At 69.8% G+C, this 19398-nt stretch carries 20 protein-coding genes and 1 pseudogene (1 of these 21 cut by a window edge); 12 read left to right on the top strand and 9 right to left on the bottom strand.

The genetic code is table 11. The features are described from left to right. Positions 1-1208, top strand: the 3' portion of a protein-coding gene (locus ABC766_RS21940) for a sensor histidine kinase (RefSeq protein ID WP_345819474.1). Its footprint begins 301 nt before the window's first position; only the last 1208 of its 1509 coding nucleotides appear in the window; the start codon falls outside the window, past its left edge; it ends in the stop codon at positions 1206-1208. A 74-nt stretch (positions 1209-1282) separates the two neighbouring features. Continuing rightward, a complete protein-coding gene (locus ABC766_RS21945) occupies positions 1283-2068 on the top strand; it encodes a 3-hydroxybutyrate dehydrogenase (protein WP_345819476.1) in 786 nt (261 codons plus the stop codon). Positions 2069-2237: 169 nt separating this feature from the next. On the opposite strand, the gene ABC766_RS21950 is transcribed toward ABC766_RS21945, so the two are convergent. Continuing rightward, positions 2238-2615 carry a CsbD family protein gene (locus tag ABC766_RS21950; RefSeq protein WP_043354576.1) on the bottom strand — a complete coding sequence of 126 codons (378 nt, stop codon included), beginning with the start codon at positions 2613-2615 and terminating at the stop codon, positions 2238-2240. 144 nt (positions 2616-2759) lie between these two features. Next, positions 2760-3746 carry a methylmalonyl Co-A mutase-associated GTPase MeaB gene (meaB, locus tag ABC766_RS21955; RefSeq protein WP_043387707.1) on the bottom strand — a complete coding sequence of 329 codons (987 nt, stop codon included), beginning with the start codon at positions 3744-3746 and terminating at the stop codon, positions 2760-2762. Positions 3747-3936: 190 nt separating this feature from the next. On the opposite strand from meaB, the gene ABC766_RS21960 reads away from it, so the two are divergent. Then, positions 3937-4965 (top strand): alpha/beta hydrolase, encoded by a 1029-nt coding sequence (locus tag ABC766_RS21960; RefSeq protein ID WP_043354580.1) that lies wholly within the window; start codon positions 3937-3939, stop codon positions 4963-4965. 11 nt (positions 4966-4976) lie between these two features. Here the strand turns inward: ABC766_RS21960 and ABC766_RS21965 are convergent, their stop codons facing one another. Further along, positions 4977-5861: a transglutaminase-like domain-containing protein gene (locus ABC766_RS21965; protein ID WP_043387706.1), complete on the bottom strand. Its 885-nt coding sequence runs from the start codon at positions 5859-5861 to the stop codon at positions 4977-4979. A gap of 251 nt (positions 5862-6112) precedes the next feature. Here ABC766_RS21965 and ABC766_RS21970 point away from each other — a divergent pair, with 251 nt between their 5' ends. From ABC766_RS21970 to ABC766_RS21980, 3 genes are all read left to right on the top strand, one after another. Continuing rightward, positions 6113-6448 carry a hypothetical protein gene (locus ABC766_RS21970; protein WP_043387705.1) on the top strand — a complete coding sequence of 112 codons (336 nt, stop codon included), beginning with the start codon at positions 6113-6115 and terminating at the stop codon, positions 6446-6448. A gap of 69 nt (positions 6449-6517) precedes the next feature. Continuing rightward, positions 6518-7030 (top strand): DUF533 domain-containing protein, encoded by a 513-nt coding sequence (locus ABC766_RS21975; RefSeq protein WP_043758825.1) that lies wholly within the window; start codon positions 6518-6520, stop codon positions 7028-7030. A 108-nt stretch (positions 7031-7138) separates the two neighbouring features. Next, the gene (locus tag ABC766_RS21980; RefSeq protein ID WP_345819480.1) at positions 7139-8203 is read left to right on the top strand and encodes an esterase; all 1065 of its coding nucleotides are present in this window, start codon (positions 7139-7141) and stop codon (positions 8201-8203) included. A 174-nt stretch (positions 8204-8377) separates the two neighbouring features. Here ABC766_RS21980 and ABC766_RS21985 read toward each other — a convergent pair whose 3' ends face one another. Both ABC766_RS21985 and ABC766_RS21990 read right to left on the bottom strand, forming a co-directional pair. Continuing rightward, positions 8378-9559, bottom strand: coding sequence for a pyridoxal phosphate-dependent aminotransferase (locus tag ABC766_RS21985; RefSeq protein ID WP_043354409.1), 1182 nt, complete (start codon positions 9557-9559; stop codon positions 8378-8380). Between the two features lie 23 nt (positions 9560-9582). Then, positions 9583-9774, bottom strand: a complete 192-nt coding sequence (locus ABC766_RS21990) for a hypothetical protein (protein ID WP_043354407.1) — start codon at positions 9772-9774, stop codon at positions 9583-9585. Positions 9775-10023: 249 nt separating this feature from the next. Between ABC766_RS21990 and ABC766_RS21995 the strand changes: the two genes are divergently transcribed. Then, positions 10024-10257, top strand: a complete 234-nt coding sequence (locus tag ABC766_RS21995) for a hypothetical protein (protein WP_236952712.1) — start codon at positions 10024-10026, stop codon at positions 10255-10257. Between the two features lie 6 nt (positions 10258-10263). Here the strand turns inward: ABC766_RS21995 and ABC766_RS22000 are convergent, their stop codons facing one another. Then, entirely contained in the window at positions 10264-11661 is a 1398-nt protein-coding gene (locus ABC766_RS22000; protein ID WP_427902254.1) for an ATP-binding protein, read from the bottom strand. A 276-nt stretch (positions 11662-11937) separates the two neighbouring features. Here ABC766_RS22000 and ABC766_RS22005 point away from each other — a divergent pair, with 276 nt between their 5' ends. The 4 genes from ABC766_RS22005 to ABC766_RS22020 are packed head-to-tail and all read left to right on the top strand — an operon-like array spanning position 11938 to position 14622. Further along, positions 11938-12261: an XdhC family protein gene (locus tag ABC766_RS22005; RefSeq protein ID WP_043354401.1), complete on the top strand. Its 324-nt coding sequence runs from the start codon at positions 11938-11940 to the stop codon at positions 12259-12261. After that, entirely contained in the window at positions 12261-12962 is a 702-nt protein-coding gene (locus ABC766_RS22010; RefSeq protein WP_043354399.1) for an XdhC family protein, read from the top strand. Before ABC766_RS22005 ends, ABC766_RS22010 begins: the two co-directional genes overlap by 1 nt. Next, positions 12959-14002 (top strand): molybdopterin-binding protein, encoded by a 1044-nt coding sequence (locus ABC766_RS22015; protein ID WP_345819482.1) that lies wholly within the window; start codon positions 12959-12961, stop codon positions 14000-14002. Before ABC766_RS22010 ends, ABC766_RS22015 begins: the two co-directional genes overlap by 4 nt. 20 nt (positions 14003-14022) lie before the next feature. Then, a complete protein-coding gene (locus ABC766_RS22020; protein WP_345819483.1) occupies positions 14023-14622 on the top strand; it encodes a nucleotidyltransferase family protein in 600 nt (199 codons plus the stop codon). Between the two features lie 84 nt (positions 14623-14706). On the opposite strand, the pseudogene ABC766_RS22025 reads toward ABC766_RS22020, so the two are convergent. Both ABC766_RS22025 and ABC766_RS22030 read right to left on the bottom strand, forming a co-directional pair. After that, positions 14707-14847: pseudogene (locus ABC766_RS22025) on the bottom strand (DUF2256 domain-containing protein); the annotation flags it as partial. A gap of 16 nt (positions 14848-14863) precedes the next feature. Then, positions 14864-16057, bottom strand: a complete 1194-nt coding sequence (locus tag ABC766_RS22030) for an OpgC domain-containing protein (RefSeq protein ID WP_342144264.1) — start codon at positions 16055-16057, stop codon at positions 14864-14866. Between the two features lie 284 nt (positions 16058-16341). On the opposite strand from ABC766_RS22030, the gene ABC766_RS22035 reads away from it, so the two are divergent. After that, entirely contained in the window at positions 16342-17289 is a 948-nt protein-coding gene (locus ABC766_RS22035) for an NAD(P)-dependent oxidoreductase (RefSeq protein ID WP_345819484.1), read from the top strand. A gap of 327 nt (positions 17290-17616) precedes the next feature. Here ABC766_RS22035 and ettA read toward each other — a convergent pair whose 3' ends face one another. Then, positions 17617-19269, bottom strand: coding sequence for an energy-dependent translational throttle protein EttA (ettA, locus tag ABC766_RS22040; RefSeq protein WP_342144262.1), 1653 nt, complete (start codon positions 19267-19269; stop codon positions 17617-17619). Positions 19270-19398: the final 129 nt, after the last annotated feature.

Below are 19398 nucleotides of genomic sequence, written 5' to 3' on the forward strand. Positions count from 1 at the left end.
TCGTGACGACGGCCGGCGGCGACCATGTGGTCGGCAATGTCGGCTACGTGCCCGCCGCCGTGCTGGCGACCCCGGGTCAGACCGAGACGCGCTACGGCCGCAACGAGTCCGATGCCGAGGCGCATCAGGCGATCGTTCGGGTCTTCACCCTGCCGGGCGGATTCCGGCTGCTCGTCGGGCGCGACACCGAGGAGCGCGACCGCCTGCGGGCGGTGATCGGGCGCGCCTTCCTCACCTCGCTCGCCGCCGTCGTGCTCCTCGGCGTGATCGGCGGCTGGCTGGCAGCGAGCCGGGTGCTGCGCCGGGTCGATGCCATGACCCAGACCACCCGCGCGATCATGGCGGGCGATCTCGACGACCGGCTCCCTGTGGCGGGAAACGGCGACGAACTCGACCGCCTCGCGTCGAGCCTCAACCTGATGCTGGAGCGGATCGGCGAGCTGATGCGCGGCATGCGGGAGGTCTCCGACAACATCGCCCACGACCTCAAGACGCCGTTGACCCGCCTGCGCAACCGCGCCGACGAGGCCCTGCGCCGGGCCTCGACGCCGGAGGAATTGCGCGCGGCGCTGGAAGCCGTGATCGACGAAGGCGACGGATTGATCCGGGTGTTCAATGCCCTCCTGATGATCGCGCGGCTCGAAGCCGGGTCTGCCCGGGAGATGCTGGGACCGTTGGATATCGGCCAGACGGTGCGGAGCGTCGGCGAACTCTACGAGGCGGTCGCCGAGGATCAGGGGCTGACGCTCGCGGTGCGCGCGCAGGACGACCTCTCCATCGCGGGCAACCGCGAGCTGATCGGGCAGGCCCTCGCCAACCTCATCGACAACGCCCTGAAATACGGGGCCGAATCCGCCGGAGCGGAGGCCAGCGTGACGCTGGAGGCATGGCGCGACGGCGAGACGATCCGCCTTGCCGTGTCCGATCATGGACCGGGCATCCCCGAAGCGGAGCGGGCCCGCGTCCTCGGTCGCTTCGTGCGCCTGGAGGATGCCCGTTCGCGACCGGGGTTCGGGCTGGGCCTCAGCCTCGTCAACGCCGTGGTGCGCCTGCATCACGGGACCCTGCGGCTCTTCGACAACGCCCCAGGGCTGCGGGTCGAGATCGGCCTTCCGGCTTCACCGCGCCCGCAGACGGAAGCCGGTGACATCCTGCCCGCACCGGCATCGGGCGACCCTGTGCCGGCGTCCCCGTCCCGCGCTAGTTAGGTCGCGACCTGTCCCGCTGCGACCGCGCCGTCTTCCCATTCGCTCGGCAGCGCGCCCGAGTTCCAGGAGGCTCCATGACCCTCAAGACCAAGACCGCCCTCGTCACCGGCTCGACCAGCGGCATCGGACTCGCCATCGCGCGCGCCCTTGCGGCCGAGGGAGCCAACGTCGTGCTCAACGGGTTCGGGGACGCGACCGCCATCGAGGAAACGCGGGCCGGGATCGAAAGCGCCTACGGGGTCAAGGTCCACTATTCGGCCGCCGACATGAGCAAGCCTGAGGCGATCAACGCCATGGTGCGCGAGGCGGAAGACGCTTTCGGATCCGTCGACGTGCTGGTCAACAATGCCGGGATCCAGTTCGTATCGCCGATCGAGGACTTTCCGGCCGAGAAGTGGGAGCAGATCATCGCGATCAACCTGTCCTCGGCCTTCCACACGATGCATGCGGCAATTCCCGGGATGAAGGCACGCGGCTGGGGCCGGATCATCAACACCGCTTCGGCCCATTCGCTGGTGGCCTCGCCGTTCAAGTCGGCCTACGTGGCGGCCAAGCACGGGATCGCGGGCCTGAGCAAGGCGGCGGCACTGGAACTCGCGCCCCACAAGATCACGGTGAACTGCATCTCGCCCGGTTACGTCTGGACGCCCCTGGTGGAGTCGCAGATTCCCGACACGATGAAGGCCCGCGGTCTGACCAAGGAGCAGGTGATCGAAGACGTGATGCTGAAGGCGCAGCCGACCAAGGAATTCGTCACCGTCGATCAGGTCGCCGCCCTGGCGGTGTTCCTGTGCTCCGATGCGGCGAGCCAGATCACCGGCGCCAATATCAGCATGGATGGCGGCTGGACCGCGCAGTAGCGGCGTCCACTGCTGCATTCCAGAAGGCAGCGCCCGTCGCCCGGGCGCTGACCCCTTCGTATCGACACCTTCGGTATCATGGGCGTTCCGCAGCCGTCAGATCAGCCGCGAGGATCGGGCGGAGCCTGTGGGATGGCCCCGCCCGGCTTCAGGTGCGGCCGCTCCTCGGTCAGCGGCGGCCGTGGACCAGCAGGGCGAGGCCGTAGCCCACCGCGCCGGCGATCAGCAGGGCGACCAGGGGATTCTCTTCCACGCGGGCGCCGACGGCGGCACGCCCGTCGCGCAGGTAGGAACCGCTCCGCTCATAGGCCTCACCCGCGATGTCGCCGGCGCGGTCATACGCGTCGCTGGCGACGTCGCCGGCCCGGTCGGCGATGTCGCGCGCCTTGTCCTTCACCTGGCCGTAGACGTTCTGCGCCTCGCCCTGGGCCTCGCGGAACCGACCCTCGACCGAGTCGCGGTTCGAGCCCGCGAAATCTCCGGCCGCGCCCTGAACCTTGCCGACGGCCTCCTTGGCGCCGCCGACGATCCGATCCGTATCCACCATGGCACTCTCCTGGACGTGAGCGCGGCGCCGCGACGCGGGCGTCGCTCGTTACGCCGTCGTCCACCGAACGCGCGAGATGGCGTTTGTGCCCCCGGCCGCCATGAAATTATGCGCGGCCGGCGCCTCCGCGGCCGACCGGAGAGGTCAGAGGCCGATCAGCTCGGCGATGGCCGCGGCGCCGGCGGCGGGGGATGTCTCGCCCCGCGCCACACCCGCCTCCGCCTCGGCCGTGCGGCGCCGGACCTCCGGGGACCCGACGAGGCGCTGGTGCAGACGCTCGTCCACTAGCGCCCACATCCATTTCACGTCCTGGGTCCGGCGCTTCGCCTGGATCTCTCCGGTGGCGGTGAGCTTCTCCCGGTGGTCGACGATCTTCGCCCACAGCGCGTCGAGACGCAGATTGTGGAAGCCCGAGATCGTCACCACCGGCGGCGTCCAGGTGGCGGAGGCCGGGGTGAGGATGTGCAACGCCGCACGGTATTCCGAAGCCGCTGCATTGGCCCGCTGCTCGGCCTCGCCAACATCGGCCTTGTTGACCGCGATCATGTCGGCGAGTTCGAGGATGCCCTTCTTGATGCCCTGGAGCTCGTCGCCCGCTCCGGGTAGCATCAGCACCAGGAAGAAGTCGGTCAGGTCGGCCACCGCCGTCTCCGACTGGCCAACGCCGACCGTCTCGACGAGGATCACGTCGAAGCCCGCGGCCTCGCAGAGAAGCATGGTCTCGCGAGTCTTGGCCGCCACGCCGCCGAGCGTTCCGGAGGACGGGGAGGGGCGGATGAAAGCGTTGGGATCGTGCGACAGCCGCGCCATCCGGGTCTTGTCGCCCAGGATCGAGCCGCCGGTCCGGGAAGAGGACGGATCGACCGCCAGCACCGCCACCTTGTGGCCGGCCTCGGTCAGGTTCGAGCCCAGGGCGTCGATGGTGGTCGACTTGCCGACGCCGGGCACGCCGGTGATCCCGACGCGGATCGCCCGACCGGTTTCGGGCAGAACCGAATCGATGAGATCCGCCGCCAGGGCCCGGTGATCGGCGCGCTTGGACTCGGCCAGCGTGATGGCCCGGGCCAGCGCGGCGCGGTCGCCGCGCAGCAGGCGCTCGCGAAGGCTCTGAATGTCGATGGACGGCGTCATGGTCCCTTCATGGCCGCGGCGACGGCTGCCGTCGAGGGGGAGGGCACCGGCACCGGGGGATGGGCCGGCTGTGGCCCGTCCACCACAAGCCCGGTCATGCCCGCTATTCACGCCGACCTGCCGTGATCGTGCCCCGCGATGGTCACGATCCTGGGCGACGGAGGGCACCCCGCCCGAGCGCAACCGGATCATGTCGAGCCAGATCGTCTCACGTCGCGTCCTTCTCCGGTTCGGAGCTCTCGCGGGCGCCGCGGGTCTCGCCCCGTCGCTCGGCGCCTGCGTCACCGACGATCTCGGGACCGGCGCGGCCTTGCCCGAAAAGCAATCGGCCCTCGACGTCATGCCGGTGTTGCTGGTCGCCACGACCCGCAAGCCCGTGGGCAATCCGCCCCGGCCGCCGTATTTCAGCAGCGACCGCGGCCGCGGCCTGAGCTTCGCGGAGGTGCGCCTGTCGCCGCCCGACCGCTCGCTCCTCGGCAAGGTCTCGTCCGTCATCACCGGCGACTGGACGATCGGCGCGGTGCCGAAATTCGAGACGGGATCCGGTGCCGCTACAGCCTTCTCGCAGGCGGCCCTCGGGCGGGACGTGCTGATCTACGTCCACGGTTATCGCGAATCGTTCGAATCGGCCGCGATCAGCGCGGCCAGGCTCTCGGACGGGATCCGCTTCGGCGGCGTCTCCGGCCTGTTCACGTGGCCGTCGGCGGCTGCGACCCTCGATTACAATTACGATCGCGAGAGCGCTCTCTGGTCGCGCGACGCCTTCGAGGACCTGCTCAAGGCGCTGGCTGCCTCGCCGAGCGGCGGCCGCATCAACATCGTCGCGCACTCGATGGGCACGCTCCTCACGCTCGAGACCCTACGCTTGCTCCGCGCCGAGGCCGGCGAGGCCGCGATGGCGCGGATCGGAGCCGTGGTGCTGGCCGCACCCGACATCGATTTCGACCTGTTCTCCAACGGCGTCGCCCGCCTTGGACCCGACGTCTCGAAGATCACGGTGATCTCCTCCACCAACGACCGGGCGCTCGAACTCTCCGCCGCCCTGGCGGGGGGCGTGCGGGCGGGCGCGGCCGATCGCGCCAAGCTCGAGGCACTCGGCGTGCGCGTCGCCGACGCCTCCGATTACGGCGGCGGCCTGATCAACCACGACCTGTTCCTCTCGAATCCGGATGTGCAGGGGGTGGTCAAGCGCGCCATCGCCCGGGGCGCCGGGGTGTAGGCGCGCGGCGCTCACCCCATCCGGGTCGTCATGCTCTGCGGCGGCAGGGGTTCCTCCGGCAGGATCGGCGCGTCGCCGGAGGCATCCAGATGGTCGATCCGGTCGGCCCAGACCCGGAAGCCCACGAGGGGATTCGGTCCGAACGTGTGGGTCAGCGGCACATCTGCGGCGTCGCGGCCGTAGGCGACCATGACCCGGCCGATCCGCGGGGCGTTGTTGCGCGGGTCGAACACGTGCCAGCGCCCGCCGAGATAGACCTCCATCCAGGCGGCGAAATCGCCCGCCGGGTGCGGCTCGGGCTCGCCGATGAAGCTGACATAACCGGTGCAGTAGCGGGTCGGGATGTTCAGCGCGCGACAGAAGGCCACGGCCAGGTGGGTGAAGTCCCGGCAGACGCCGCGGCGACCCGCATAGGCATCCTGCGCCGTGCGGTCGCCGTGAGCGAATTCGTAGCCGAACGCGATGTGGTCGTGCACGAAATCGCAGACCGCCTGCACCCGGCTCCAGCCGGGCTCGGTATGGCCGAACAAGCGCCACGCCTCGTCGGCCAGCAGATCCGATTCGCAGTACCGGCTGGGCAGCAGGAACACGATGGTTTCGGCCGGCAGGTCCTCGATCGCGTGCTGCTTGGCCTCCGGGTGCACCGGGTCCGGGCGCCCGTCATCGTCGATCACTGCGTCCGTGCCGATCGTGAAGCTCCCGGCCGGCGCGCTCAGCCGCGCGCACAGGTTGCCGAAACCGTCGCGATAGAGGTCGACCGGCACGGGCGGCTCGGTGCGCAGCGTGTCGGGGGCCTCCAGGGCGCCCGCCCGGGTGGGATGCACGTTCAGCATGACCACCATCGGTACGGGATAGGGGAAGGCATAGCGCATCTCGCAGCCGAGCCTGATCCGCATCCGCGGTGATCCTTCTTCGCGTCCGAGTTTCATCGCCACCGCTGCCCCGCAGGATCCGCGCCATGGCTTTCGGGCCGGTGGAGGCGGGATGGGCTTGGCGGCCGTCCGGTTCACCCCTACAGCATCCGCGCGCGGCGCTCATGGCTGCCGGGGGGGAGCATCCGTGATTCTTCCCGGGGCAGCGCGTCGCACCCGTGGGTCAGCCTGCTGAATGGGCGCGCCTGAGGACGGTTACGAGAAGGATGCCGGCCATGTTCACGCTCGAGATCGACGGCACCGCCGTTGCGGTGATCAACAGCGACGAGGCGTCCGCCAAGGACCTCTTCACCTGTGACGGATTCAAGGAAGACATCCGGACCATGACGACGGGCGGCAAGCCGCTCTGGAACGGCACGTCGCCGCTCAAGGTCCGGGCGGCCACCGAGGACGAGGTCGAGATCTTCGAGGACGCGCTGGCAGAGGACGACGGCGAGGGCGATTTCGTCGACGATCCCCATCACACCGAGACCGATTCGGACGACGCCGATGAGGCCGACATCGTCTTCTTGGTGGATATCGACGAGGACGAGGATGAGGCCGATGCCTGAGCGCGGCTGAACCCGAGCGCCTCCCGGGTTGTTTCCGATCCGAATCGGATTCAATGCCGGGAGGATGGCATGGCTGACAGCAGACGGATCGTCGACGCACTGGTGCGTTCCAGGGGCGGCGGCCTTGCCGCCGGCGCGGCCCTCGGAGGCTTGGCGCTGATCGGCAGCCTCGCCTACCGGGCCTTGCGCGGTGCCCCACCGCCCGAGTCGGGCGGCCCGGACTTCACCGAGATCGATGAGGACGAAGCCCGGCTGATGCTGCGGGCCATGGTGGCGGCCACGACGGCCGACGGCATGGTCGACGCGGCCGAGCGGAAGCGCCTCGATACGGCCGTCGCGGATGCGGGCCTCGATCCCGACGGGCGATCCTGGCTCGATCGGGAGCTCGCGGATCCCGCCGACGTCGACGAGATCGCCGAGCGGGTCGCAAGCCCCGATGCGGCGGCGCGGATCTTCGCGGCGGCGCGGCTCGCCATCGATCCCGATACGCTCCAGGAGCGTCAATTCCTGAAGATGCTGGCCGAGGCCCTCGATCTTCCCGCCGACGCGATCGACCGGGTCGAGCGCAACATCGCGGCTTGACCGGCAACCGGACGGGCGCGGGGAACTCCCATTGCCGCCGAGCTTCATGCTAGGCTTCCGGTCGGGAACGGGTCCGGACTGGCCCTTCGCGGGAGGACGGGACATTTCATGTCGGGACTGTCAGTGCCTGCGCGCGGGCGCGTCTGGCGGAGCGCCTGTGCCTTGGTCGGTGCGATGCTGATCGGCGGCGGAATCGCCCGTGCCGCCGAACCGGCCGCCGGCCCCCTGACCATTGCCGAGCAGGGCAGTTTCTTCGTCGGCGGCCGTGACGTTCAGTCCGACACGCTGTCGACGCTGCCGGCCTACGCACCCTCCGGCACGATCAGCGTCGACCAGATCTATGTCCGCTATCAGGTTCCGGTGACGACCGGACGGCCGCCTCTGGTGCTGATCCACGGCTGCTGCCTCACCGGCAAGACCTGGGAGACGACGCCGGACGGACGCATGGGCTGGGACGAGTACTTCGTCCGGCGCGGCTTCCCGACCTACGTGATCGATCAGGCCTGGCGCGGTCGCTCGGCGGCGAGCCCGGCCCAGATCAACGCGGTGAAGATGGGGCGGGCCGACCCGAACGCGCTGCCGCCGGTCTTCTCGGCCGGGCGCGAGCCGGCCTGGGCGATCTTCCGGTTCGGGCCGGAATACCCGAAGGTGTTTCCCGACATGCAGTTCCCCCTGGAGGCCCAGGGCGAGTTCTGGAAGCAGATGGTCCCGGACTGGTCGGCCGCCCTCCCGGTGCTGAACCCCACTGTGCCGGCCCTGTCGGAACTGGCCAAGAAGCTCAAAGGTGCGGTGCTGATCTCCCACTCTCAATCGGGGATCTACCCGTTCCAGACCGCGTCCCTCGACCGGTCGGGCATCCGCGCCATCGTCGCCATCGAGCCGGCCGCGTGCCCGGACCCGGCGAAGGACGATCTCGCGCCCTACAGGGACCTGCCGATCCTCGTCCTCTTCGGCGATTACGTCGACGCCTCGCCCCGCTGGGCGCCGCGGCTCAAGCAGTGCCGCAGCTTCGTGGCGGCGGCGAATGCCGCGGGCGGCCGGGCGGAGCTGATCCTGCTGCCGGAGATCGGCATCCACGGCAATTCGCACATGCTGATGCAGGACAAGAACAGCCTCGATATCGCCGATTGGCTGGCGGGCTGGATCGACAAGCGGGCCCCCGGCAAGTCGTAGGGAAGCCCGGTCTGATACCCGGTCGATCCCACCCGTCGCCGCGTCTGCGGCAGCGGGCCTCGAAGGCGGGTTTCAGGAATCATCGAGGGCTCCGGAAGCGCCTTCAGGCCTCCCCCGCGCTCCGGCGCCTCAGGGTGAGGGCGCGACGAGGGGCTTTTCCGACCCGTCGGAAAGTCAGGCCGGCTTCTGCTCGCTGAGGAAGGTGCCCATCCGGTCCAATGCACGTCGGATGTTCTCGGCCGAGTTGGCATAGGACAGACGGATGTAGCCCTCGCCGTGGACGCCGAAATCCGGGCCGCCGATCACCGCGACGCCCGCTTCTTCCAGAAGGGCCGACGCCAGCGCCTTCGCCTTCCAGCCGGTCCGGGAGATATTCGGGAAGGCGTAGAACGCGCCCTTGGGCGCGATGCACGACACGCCCGGCAAGGCGTTCAGACCGTCCACCACGATCGTCCGGCGCCGGTCGAATTCAGCGACCATCTCGGTCACGCAGTCCTGGGGGCCGTCCAGCGCCGCGATGCCGGCCCACTGGGTCGCCGCGTTGACGCAGGAATGCGCGTTGACGGCGAGCTTGCGGGCCGCGTCATAGAGCGGCTTCGGCCAGACCGACCAGCCGAGGCGCCAACCGGTCATCGCGTAGGTCTTCGACGCGCCGTCGAGGTAGACGAGCCGGTCGCGGATCTCGGGATACTTGAGCAGCGAGTGATGGGTCTCCCCGTCGTAGGTCATGGTGCCGTAGATCTCGTCCGACAGCACGGCGACGTCGGGGTGCTCAGCCAGGCCCTTCACCAGGGCGTCGATCTCGGCTTTCGGTGTCACGCCGCCCGTCGGGTTGGCGGGTGAGTTGACGATCAGCAGCCGGGTCTTCGGCGTGATCAGCGCCAGGGTCTCGGTCGCCGAGAAGGCGAAACCGTTCTCCTCGCGGATCGGCACGGGGACCGGCGTCGCGCCCGTGAACTCGATCATCGAGCGGTAGATCGGGAAGCCGGGGTCCGGATACAGGATCTCGGTTCCGGGCGCGCCAAACATCAGGATCGCCATGAACATGGTGACCTTGCCGCCGGGCACGATCATCACGGATTCGGGGGAGACCTCGACGCCGTGGCGGCGATGGATGTCGCGGGCCACCGCCTCGCGCAGCGGCGGAATGCCCACCGCCGGCGTGTAGCCGTGGTGGCCGTCGCGCAGGGCCTTGATGCCCGCCTCGACCACGTGCGCGGGGGTCGGCATGTCCGGCTGGCCGATACCGAGGTTGATCACGTCCCGGCCCTGCGCGGCGAGGGCTTGGGCGCGGGCCAGCACCGCGAAGGCGTTTTCCTCGCCGATACGCGAGAAGGCCGGGACCACCTGCAGCATCGCGCCCTCCGGGTGGTGGGATCTCAGTGCTTGGACCGCTCGGAGAGCTTCATCGCACCGAAGGACATCGCCACCGCGATCGCGCCCAGGATCACGAAGGTCTTCACGGAGGCGTAGAACAGGTCCGGGTTGATGCCTTCGTCGGTGTAGAGCACGAGCCCGATGGCCGCGAGCGGCAGCGAGAGCAGGATGAAGAGCGGGACGAGCGGGTTCATGTGCGGCACTCGAAATCCGGCGCGCGGCTGACCGCGGCCCTGGGAAAACGACCCTGCATATCACCGTGCTGCGAAGGTTGGGACCCCGGAATCGGCAGTTTTTCGCCGGCTCGTCCGAACGCTCATGGATGTGCAATCATTTGGCGCGAGAGTATCGCCTCTCAAAGGCGGGCATGAATGCGTCGGGCATCGGTCAGTGGGAATGGGAAGGGGACGGGGGCTTCGGACCCCGCGACTTCCGGCGTCGACATGCTGGTCCTCCATATCGGGAAGCTGCTGCGCCACCCCGCCTACCGGCGTGAATCGATCGTGAGCGCCCTCCTGCTGCGCCACCTGCCGCATGATGCCGGCTACGCGTGGCACGGCGAGGCGAGCCTGCGCACCCGGCTCGTCGGCGCCGGCCTCGACGAGGCCAGCCTCGATCATCTCATCCGGAATGTGCAGGCCGAGCACCTGCGCCTGCGCCGGCCCGCCGATGCCTGATCCGGCCTAGGCCGGAACCCGGACGGTGGCCCGCAGGCCCCCCAGGGGGCTGTCGTGCAGGGTGATGTCGCCGCCATGGGCGCGGGCGATGTCCCGCGCGATCGAGAGGCCCAGCCCGGAGCCGCCGGCGTCCTGGCGGGCGTCGTCGAGCCGCAGGAACGGCTTGAACACGTCCTCGCGGCTCTCGGCCGGAATGCCCGGCCCGTCGTCGTCGATGGAGACGAAGAAGGTCCGGGCCTCCAGTCGGCCGGAGATCGCCACCGTCTCGCCGTAGCGCACGGCGTTGGCCGCGAGGTTGAACAGGCAACGCCGGAAGGCGCCCGGCCGGACCGTGACCTCGGGCGTGCCGACGAGCTCCACGGCGGAGACGTGGGCGCCGAGGCGCTCCACGTCGGTCCGCAGGTCCTCCAGCAGGGCGCGCATGTCCGTGGGCGTCGCGGGCTCGGCCGAGTCGCCCCGGGCGAAGGCAAGGTAGCCCTCCAGCATCCGGCTCATCTCATCCACGTCGCGGCTGAGATCCTCGATCTCGCTGGTCTGCTCGACCAGTGCCAGGGACAGGCGGAAGCGGGTGAGGATGGTGCGCAGGTCGTGGCTGACGCCGTTCAGCATCGTCGTGCGCTGCTCCATCGCGCGCTCGATCCGCCGCTTCATCTCGATGAAGGCGTGACCGGCTTGGCGCACCTCGCGGGCGCCGCGCGGGCGGAACTCGATCTCCCGGCCCTTGCCGAAGCCCTCCGCCACCGCGGCGAGGCGGAGGATGGGCTTGATCTGGTTGCGCAGGAACAGGATCGCGACGCCGAGCAGCACCAGCGATGAGCCGATCATCCAGACGAGGAAGATGTGCGAATTCGACGCGTAGGCTTGGCTGCGCCGCGCGGTGATGCGCATCACGCCGTCGGGAATCGCCACCCGGATCTCGATCAGGTTGGAGCGGCCGACCGTGTCGATCCAGAAGGGCCGGCGGATCTGGCGCTTGATCTCGTCCGAGAGGGCCTCGTCGAGGATCGAGAAGAACGGGCGCGGGCCCGGCGGCGGGAGCTTGGCCCCCTTGAGGATGTCGAGGTCGAGGTTCAGCCGTTCCCCGGCGATGCGCGAGAGGGTCTCGGCATCCTTGTCCTGCGGGTAGCTCTCGTAGATGTCGATCAAGGCGGCCACGTCTGCGGTCACCGCCGCCGACAGGCGCTTGGTCACGAGCTGCCAGTGCCGCTCCATGAAGGTGTAGGCGATCACCGACTGGAGCAGGACGACCGGCGCGATGATGATGATCAGCGAGCGGGCGTAGAGGCCCTTCGGCAGGACGTCGCCGATCGCCCGGCTGATGCGCCGCCACAGGCGGTGCGGCGCGGAGCGCGGCGGCGGATTCTTGCGCAGCCTGCGCGCCAGAGCGGGGTCGGGGGCGTTCACGTCACCTGGAGCACGCGCCGCTCCCTCCCGCGAAAGCAGGGACCGGTCGGCTGGCATGAACTCCGTTCGACGGTGGCGGACATGGTCTGAGCGGGGACGCTTGGCCGGCCTGTTATCGCATCCGCGCCGGGATCGGCCAAGGTGCGCGCACGGCCACAGGCCCGGTGCCTCGGGCGGTGGGCATGGTGTGCGAGTGGGAGGGCGCCTTGCACGGCGGCGCGTGGGCCATACCTGTGGGAAGCGGGGGGCACCCGCCGGCCGAAAGTCCACGAGGCCATGCTCAGCACCGATACAGACATCCTCTCCGCCGCCCAGTCCTGGCGGCGCGACGGTCGCGCCGTGGCGCTCGCCACCGTGATCGAGACCTGGGGCTCGGCGCCCCGGCCCGTGGGCAGCCACCTCGCGGTCGACGGCGACGGCAACTTCCTCGGCTCCGTCTCGGGAGGCTGCGTCGAGGGCGCGGTCATCACCGAGGCCCTCGAGGTGATCGAGGCCGGCACGCCGCGCGTCCTCGAATTCGGCGTCGCGGACGAGACGGCCTGGCGGGCCGGCCTGTCCTGCGGCGGCCGGATCCGGGTCTTCGTCGAGCGGGTCGACTGATGCGCAGCGACATCCTTGCGGCGCTGAACGACGAGCGCGCGGCCCGCCGCGCCGCGATCCTCGTCACCGACATCGCCGACGGCGCGCAGCGCCTCGTGCGCGAGTCGGACCTCGCCGTCGACCCCCTGGCCGACGTCCTGGCGAAACACCTTGCGTCCGGCAAGAGCGGCCTCGTCGAGGCTGACGGGCGGACCCTGTTCCTCACCGTGCAGGTGCCGCCGGTGCGGCTCGTGGTCGTCGGCGCCGTCCACATCTCGCAGGCCATGGCGCCGATGGCGGCCGGGCTCGACCTCGCGCTCACGGTGATCGACCCCCGCACCGCATTCGCCACGCCGGAGCGTTTCCCGGGCATCGCGCTGGTCGCCGAGTGGCCGGACGCCGCCCTCGGCACAACCGTCCCGGTGCTGGATCGCTACTGCGCCCTCGCAGCCCTGACCCACGATCCCAAGATCGACGATCCTGCGCTGAAGGCGGCCCTGGCGGCCGAGTGCTTCTACGTGGGCGCCCTCGGCTCCCGGAAGACCCACGCGGCCCGCGTCGCGCGGCTCACCGAGGCGGGGTTCACGCCCGCGCAGATCGGCCGGATCCACGCACCGATCGGGCTCCCGATCGGTGCCGTCAGTCCCGCCGAGATCGCGCTGGCCGTGCTCGCCGAGGTGGTGGCGTGCCTGCGCCGCGCGCCCCGTCCGGAGGTCGCGTGAGGTTCGGGACCGTCCCGCTCGCCGAGGCGGGCGGACTGATCAGCGCGCATACGGTCCGGCGGGCTGACATCACCCTGCGCAAGGGGGCGGTGATCGGCCCGGAGGAGGCCGCCGGTCTCGCGCGGACCGGCCTCTCGGAGATCGTGGTGGCCGCCCTCGATCCGGGCGATGTCGGCGAGGACGAGGCAGCCGCGCGGCTCGCCGGCTGTCTTCGCGGGGCGAACCTGCGTGTCGAGTCGCCGTTCACCGGCCGCTGCAACCTGTTCGCCGAGAGGCCCGGGGTGCTGACGCTCGACCCGACCCGGATCGAGGCCGTCAACGCCGTCGACGAGGCGGTGACGGTGGCGACGCTGCCGCGCTTCCGGCCGGTGATCGAGGGCGAAATGATCGCCACCGTGAAGATCATTCCCTACGCCGTGCCGGGCGCCGTGCTGGCCCGCGCCTGTGCGGCGGCCGGAGCCGACGCGCTGGCGGTGGCGACCTATCGCCGCCGCCGTGTGGGCGTGGTCTCGACGCGGCTGCCGAGCCTCAAGGAGGCCACCATCGACAAGACGCTCCGGGTTCTGGCCGAACGTCTCGCCCCCACGGGCGCCGCGATCGTCGCCGAAGCCCGGATCCCCCACACCGACGACGCCGTGGCTGCTGCGGTGACCGATCTCATCGACGGAGCCGGCGCGGACCTCGTGGTTGTGTTCGGTGCCTCGGCCATCGCCGACCGCCGCGACGTCATCCCGGCCGGAATCGAGGCGGCTGGCGGGCATGTCGCCCACCTCGGCATGCCGGTCGATCCTGGCAACCTGCTCCTTGTCGGTGCCCGGGGCGACGTGCCGGTGGTCGGCGCCCCGGGCTGCGCGCGCTCGCCGAAGGAGAACGGATTCGACTGGATTCTGCACCGTCTGCTCGCAGATCTGGCCGTAACCCGCGCCGACATCGTCGCCCTCGGTGTCGGCGGTCTGCTGATGGAGATCGTCTCGCGTCCGCAACCCCGCGCCGGAGGCGCGGTGACGGGGGACGCGCGCGATCCGGCGACAGACGATTGAGGGGGCAGAGGATCTCGGGGATGTCGGAGGTCGGCACGGTTGTGCTCGCCGCGGGCCTCGGCAGCCGGTTCGGCTCCGCGCCGAAGCTGCTCGCCCCCCTCGACGGCAAGCCGCTGGTGCGCCACGCGGCGGAGGCCGCCCTCGAGGCTGGTCCCCGCCCTGTGGTGGTCGTGCTGGGCGCGCACGCGGAGGCGGTCCGCGCGACGCTGGCCGGGCTGGACCTGATCCGGATCGACAATCCGGATTACCGTTCCGGATTGGCATCCTCGCTGCGCGCCGGTCTCGCGGCGTTGCCACCCCGCTGCACGGGCGCCGTGATCGTGCTGGGCGACATGCCGCGGGTCACGGCCGCCCATATCGACCGTCTCGTGAGCGCCTTCACGGAGGCTGCGGCGACTCCTGCTGCCGTGGTGCCGGTGCAGGACGGGCGGCGCGGCAATCCCGTACTGCTCAACCTACGTCGTCTCGGGGAGGAGATCGGCCGCCTCGCCGGCGACCACGGGGCCGGACCGCTGCTCAGGGGGCGGCCCGACGTGCTGGAGATCCCAGGCGATACGGCCACCGCCCTCGACATCGACACGCCGGCCGGGCTCGCCGCCCTGAGCCGTGGTCCGGCCTGAGCCATCGGCGCCCTCGGTGTGGGACGGATCGCGCTGACGGCCGTCCGTGCCTGCGCTCGCGCCGACGGTGCGCCCGCGCCCTGCCTTGGCCTCGGCCCGGCATCGGTCGGAGCAGTAGCGGACCTCGTCCCAGACGCGTGCCCACTTCTTGCGCCACGCGAACGGGCGGCCGCACTGGGCACAGACCTTCTCGGGCAGGTCACCCTTGCGGCGCATCGGCGGCATTGTCTCTCCTCGCGTCCTATCCCGGCCGGCGCAGGTCCGGGCCCGGAGCGGCGGCACCGCGGCGGCGCGCATCCAGAAGGTGCGCCAATCCGAGCATGACCGCGAGCCCGCCGAGATTGACCGCGATCTGCAGCGGCCATGTGGCGTCGAAGGTCCGATAGAGAATGCGGCCGATGAGCGCCGCCAGGCATCCGGCTGCGAAAATCTCGAGCGAGTGCCGGCCGCAGGCATCGATCAGGCGCAGCCGCCGCCACCGGCTGAGACGCGCCACCGCGGGTATGCTGAACAGCAGGTAGGCCAGGGCCAGCATGTTGATCAGGCGCAGGGGGCCGACATGGCTCTTGTCGGGGACCCCGATCGACAGCGGCCGGAGGTCCGGCAGCCCCCATTCCGCCCAGGAGCCGCCCTGGAAGAAGGCGAAGGCGAGATAGGCTGAGGCCATGGCGACGGCCCAGCCACGCCGCGGCAGCAATCCGTCCTGGGCCTGGACCCAGACGGCGAGGGCCGCTCCGAGCACGAACAGGAACTGCCACGCGAAGGGATTGAAGTACCAGCCCTCATCGACCGCCGCGGCGTTCGGCAGGTTCAGCTGATGATCGACGTTGGCGGCAACCCACAGGGTCGCCGACAGCGCCAGGACGCCCCAGATCCCGCGCCGCATCCCGAGATAGATCAGCGGGAACAGTGCCAGAAGCAGAATGTAGAGCGGCAGAATATCGAGGTAATTCGGGAGCGCGTTCAGCGCGAGGCCGCGCAGCAGGCCCGGCAGCAGCCCCATCTGCAGCAGGGGCGCGACGCCGAACCGCGGCGTGAGACCGGTGATGTCCATCCAGATCCGGACGATGACCAGAGTCGCGAACAGCAGCCCCGCCTGGAACAGGTAGATGCGCAGACAGCGCTGCGCGATGCGCACCAGCGCCGTCCGGACGCCGGCTCGGCGGAAGAGGCCGCCATAGGCGATCATCGAGGAATAGCCGGCGAGCAGAACGAAGATCTCGGCCGCATCCGAGAAACCGAAATTGTGCAGCGTCAGCAGGGCCGGCGCGTTGCGCGGGATGTGGTCGACGAAGATCGTCAGCAGCGCCAGCCCGCGCACCACGTCGACCCGCGCGTCACGGACGGGCTTCGTGGGCCGCGTGCCGGCTTCCGGCGCGGGGATCGTCCGCTGCTTCGTGGCAGCGGGCCGCTCAAGATCGTCGACGCGCGTCACTCAGTTCATCACCGCGGCGGTCTCCGACCGGATGTGGGATACGGCAGAGTCCGCGGTGCAACAATAGCGCGCCTGCGGTGCGCGGCTGCGCCGATCACGCGCCTGTGTTCGGCCCGGCGCAGGGATCCGTCGCCCCGATGGTCCGACGCTCCGCGGAGCGCCTCGAGCCTCTCGCATCGTGGCCGAGCCCGGTATAGAGGCGGTGGGCGATCCCGGCTTCTCGCCCGCCATCGGGAGGGCCAAGGCCCGGGGCGCGCTACAGGGCAAGGTTCAGGGCAACGGCCATGCGCGTCCTCGTCACCGGAGCCGGAGACTATCTCGGCCGCCGCCTGCTCGAGGCGCTGCACAGGGGACTTCCGCCCGGCAGCTCCATCCTTGGCCTGGATCGGGCTCCGCAACCGCCCCTCGGCGGCGTGTCGCTGAGAGCCGTCGATCCGTTCGATGCCCACGAACTCGCCGAGACGATCGCCGCCTTCGACCCCACCATCGTGTTCCACTTGGCGGCGCTGGCGTCCGTGGCCCAGTCGAGCGAGACACCGTCCTATGCCTGGCGGGCCGAACTGCTCGGCACGCTGAACCTGGCCGAGGCGGTGGCGAAGACCCGCGCGGCCCTGGTGTTCCTCAGCTCGACCGTCGTCTACGGGGAGGCGTTCCGCGAGCAGGCACGTCCGGACGAGACCGTGACGCCGCGTCCCGACACCATCGCGGGCCGAACCAAGAACGCCTGCGAGTACATCCTGCGCGATGTCCTGGCGAATGCCGGCGTTAAGCATCTGGTGCTGCGACCATCGAATTATATCGGTGCGGGTCAGAGTGAGACGTTCGTGGTCGCCTCCTTCGCGGGGCAGATCGCCCGTATCGAGCGAGGCTTGGTGCCCCCGAGCCTGGAGGTTGGCGACCTCTCCGCCGGGCGCGATTTCGTCGACGTGGCCGATGTCACCGCGGCGTGCCTGCGCGTGATCGGACAGATCGACGACCTTCCGAATGGCGGAATCTTCAACGTGGGATCGGGGGTCGTGACGCCGGTCGCCGAGATCCTGGAGATGTTCCGCGGCATGACGGGCGCACGCTTCACCCTTCGGGTCTCGCCTGAGCGGGTCCGGGCGGCGGGCGTGCGCAGCGAGGGCTGTGATTCCACGGCCTTCGCAACCGCCACCGGATGGACTCCAGCCATCCCGCTCTCGCGGAGCCTGTGCACCACTCTGTCGGAGGCCCGGGCTCAACTCGGATGAGGGCATATCGGGCGGGCGGCCGTCGATGCCGTCCCGGTCCCCGGGGTGGCACGCTCCGGCTCTGCAAGCGCTCCGGGAGCCCGCGCATCCGCCTTTCCCCCCGGACGCAGGGGGCACGACATCCGATCTCCCGATCGCTCCGTCATTCTGCATCGCCGGAGCGCCGCAGAGGCTTTGAACCGGGGGCAGGGACCGCGCGACCGGCGGTGGATTCCGCCGGGCCGTGTTCAGAGCGTACCCGGGCAAGGTCCAGGGCTGGACCTCGCCCGTCAACGGCCTTTCGGTTCCGGTCTCGCCGTTACGGCCCCGGAACGACGGTGCTGGTCCTCAGCGCGAGAACCGCTTGTACTTGATCTTCTTCGGCATGATCGAATCCGCCCCGAGCCGGCGCACCTTGTCGGCCTCGTAATCGGAGAAGTTGCCCTCGAACCACTCGACGTGGCTGTCGCCCTCGAAGGCCAGGATGTGCGTCGCGATGCGGTTCAGGAACCAGCGATCGTGGCTGATGATCACCGCGCAGCCGGCGTAATCCTCCAGCGCGTCCTCGAGGGCGCGCAGGGTCTCCATGTCGAGGTCGTTGGTTGGCTCGTCGAGGAGCAGGACGTTGGCGCCGCCCTTCAGGGTCCGGGCGAGGTGCACCCGGTTGCGCTCGCCGCCCGAGAGGGTGCCGACCTTCTTCTGCTGGTCCGGACCCTTGAAGGCGAAGGCCGCGCAATAGGCACGCGAATTGATCTCGCGCTTGTTGAAATAGATGATGTCGTTGCCGCCCGAGACCTCCTGCCAGACCGTGGCGTTCGGATCGAGGGCGTCCCGCGACTGGTCGACGTAACCGAGCTTCACCGTCTCGCCGATGTCGATCTTGCCGCTGTCGGGCTTCTCCTGGCCGGTGATCATCTTGAACAGCGTGGTCTTGCCGGCGCCGTTCGGGCCGATCACGCCGACGATGCCGCCCGGGGGTAACTTGAACGACAGGTCCTCGATCAGCAGCCGGTCGCCGAACGCCTTGCTGAGGTGCTCGAACTCGATGACGTTGTTGCCGAGGCGCTCGTCGATCGGGATGACGATCTGCGCGGAGGCGTCGATCTTCTGCGCCTGCTTGGCGACCAGCTCCTCGTACCGGGTGATGCGGGCCTTCGACTTGGACTGGCGCGCCTTCGGGGAGGCGGCGATCCACTCCTGCTCGCGGGCGATGGAGCGCTGCCGGACCATGTCCTCGCGGCCCTCCTGTTCCAGGCGCTTCTGCTTCTGGACCAGCCACGCCGAGTAGTTGCCCTCGTACGGGATGCCCTTGCCGCGATCGAGCTCCAGGATCCAGCTCGTCACGTTGTCGAGGAAGTAGCGGTCGTGGGTCACGATCAGGATCGCGCCCGGATACTGGCGCAGGTGGCCCTCCAGCCAGTTCACCGTCTCGGCGTCGAGGTGGTTGGTCGGCTCGTCGAGGAGCAGCAGCTCCGGCTCCCACAGGAGCAGCCGGCACAGGGCGATGCGGCGGCGCTCGCCGCCGGACAGCGTGGCAACCGGCTGCTCGTCGCTCGGGCAGCCCAGGGCCTCCATGGCCTGATCGACCTTCGAGTCGAGCTCCCAGAGACCGAGCGACTCGATCCGGTCCTGGAGCTCGGTCATCTCGTCGGCGGTCTCCTCCGAGTAGTTCATGGCGAGCTCGTTGTAGCGGTCGAGCATGGCCTGCTTCTCAGCGACGCCCTCCATCACGTTCTCGCGGACGGACTTGTTCGGATCGAGCTGGGGCTCCTGCGGCAGGTAGCCGACCCGCGCGCCCTGTGCGACCCAGCCGTCACCGGTGTATTCCTTGTCGAGGCCCGCCATGATCTTCAGCAGCGTCGACTTGCCGGAGCCGTTGATACCCAGGACACCGATCTTTGCGTCCGGGTAGAACGACAGGTTGACGCTATCCAGGACCTTCTTGCCGCCGGTATAGGCCTTGGTCAGGCCCCGCATGTGGTAGATGAATTCGCGAGCCATCGCGGAACGTCCTCGGCGCGTTGATGGGGACTGCGCGGATCGTGCCAGCGGCACGGGTCAGGCACCGGGCCTCAGCACCCGTCCTGGACGCGCGTCCCTACGATATAGGAATGACCCTCTCGGAGTATC

Origin of the sequence: Methylobacterium fujisawaense (assembly GCF_039619325.1) — a bacterium.
Classification (GTDB): Bacteria; Pseudomonadota; Alphaproteobacteria; order Rhizobiales; family Beijerinckiaceae; genus Methylobacterium; species Methylobacterium fujisawaense.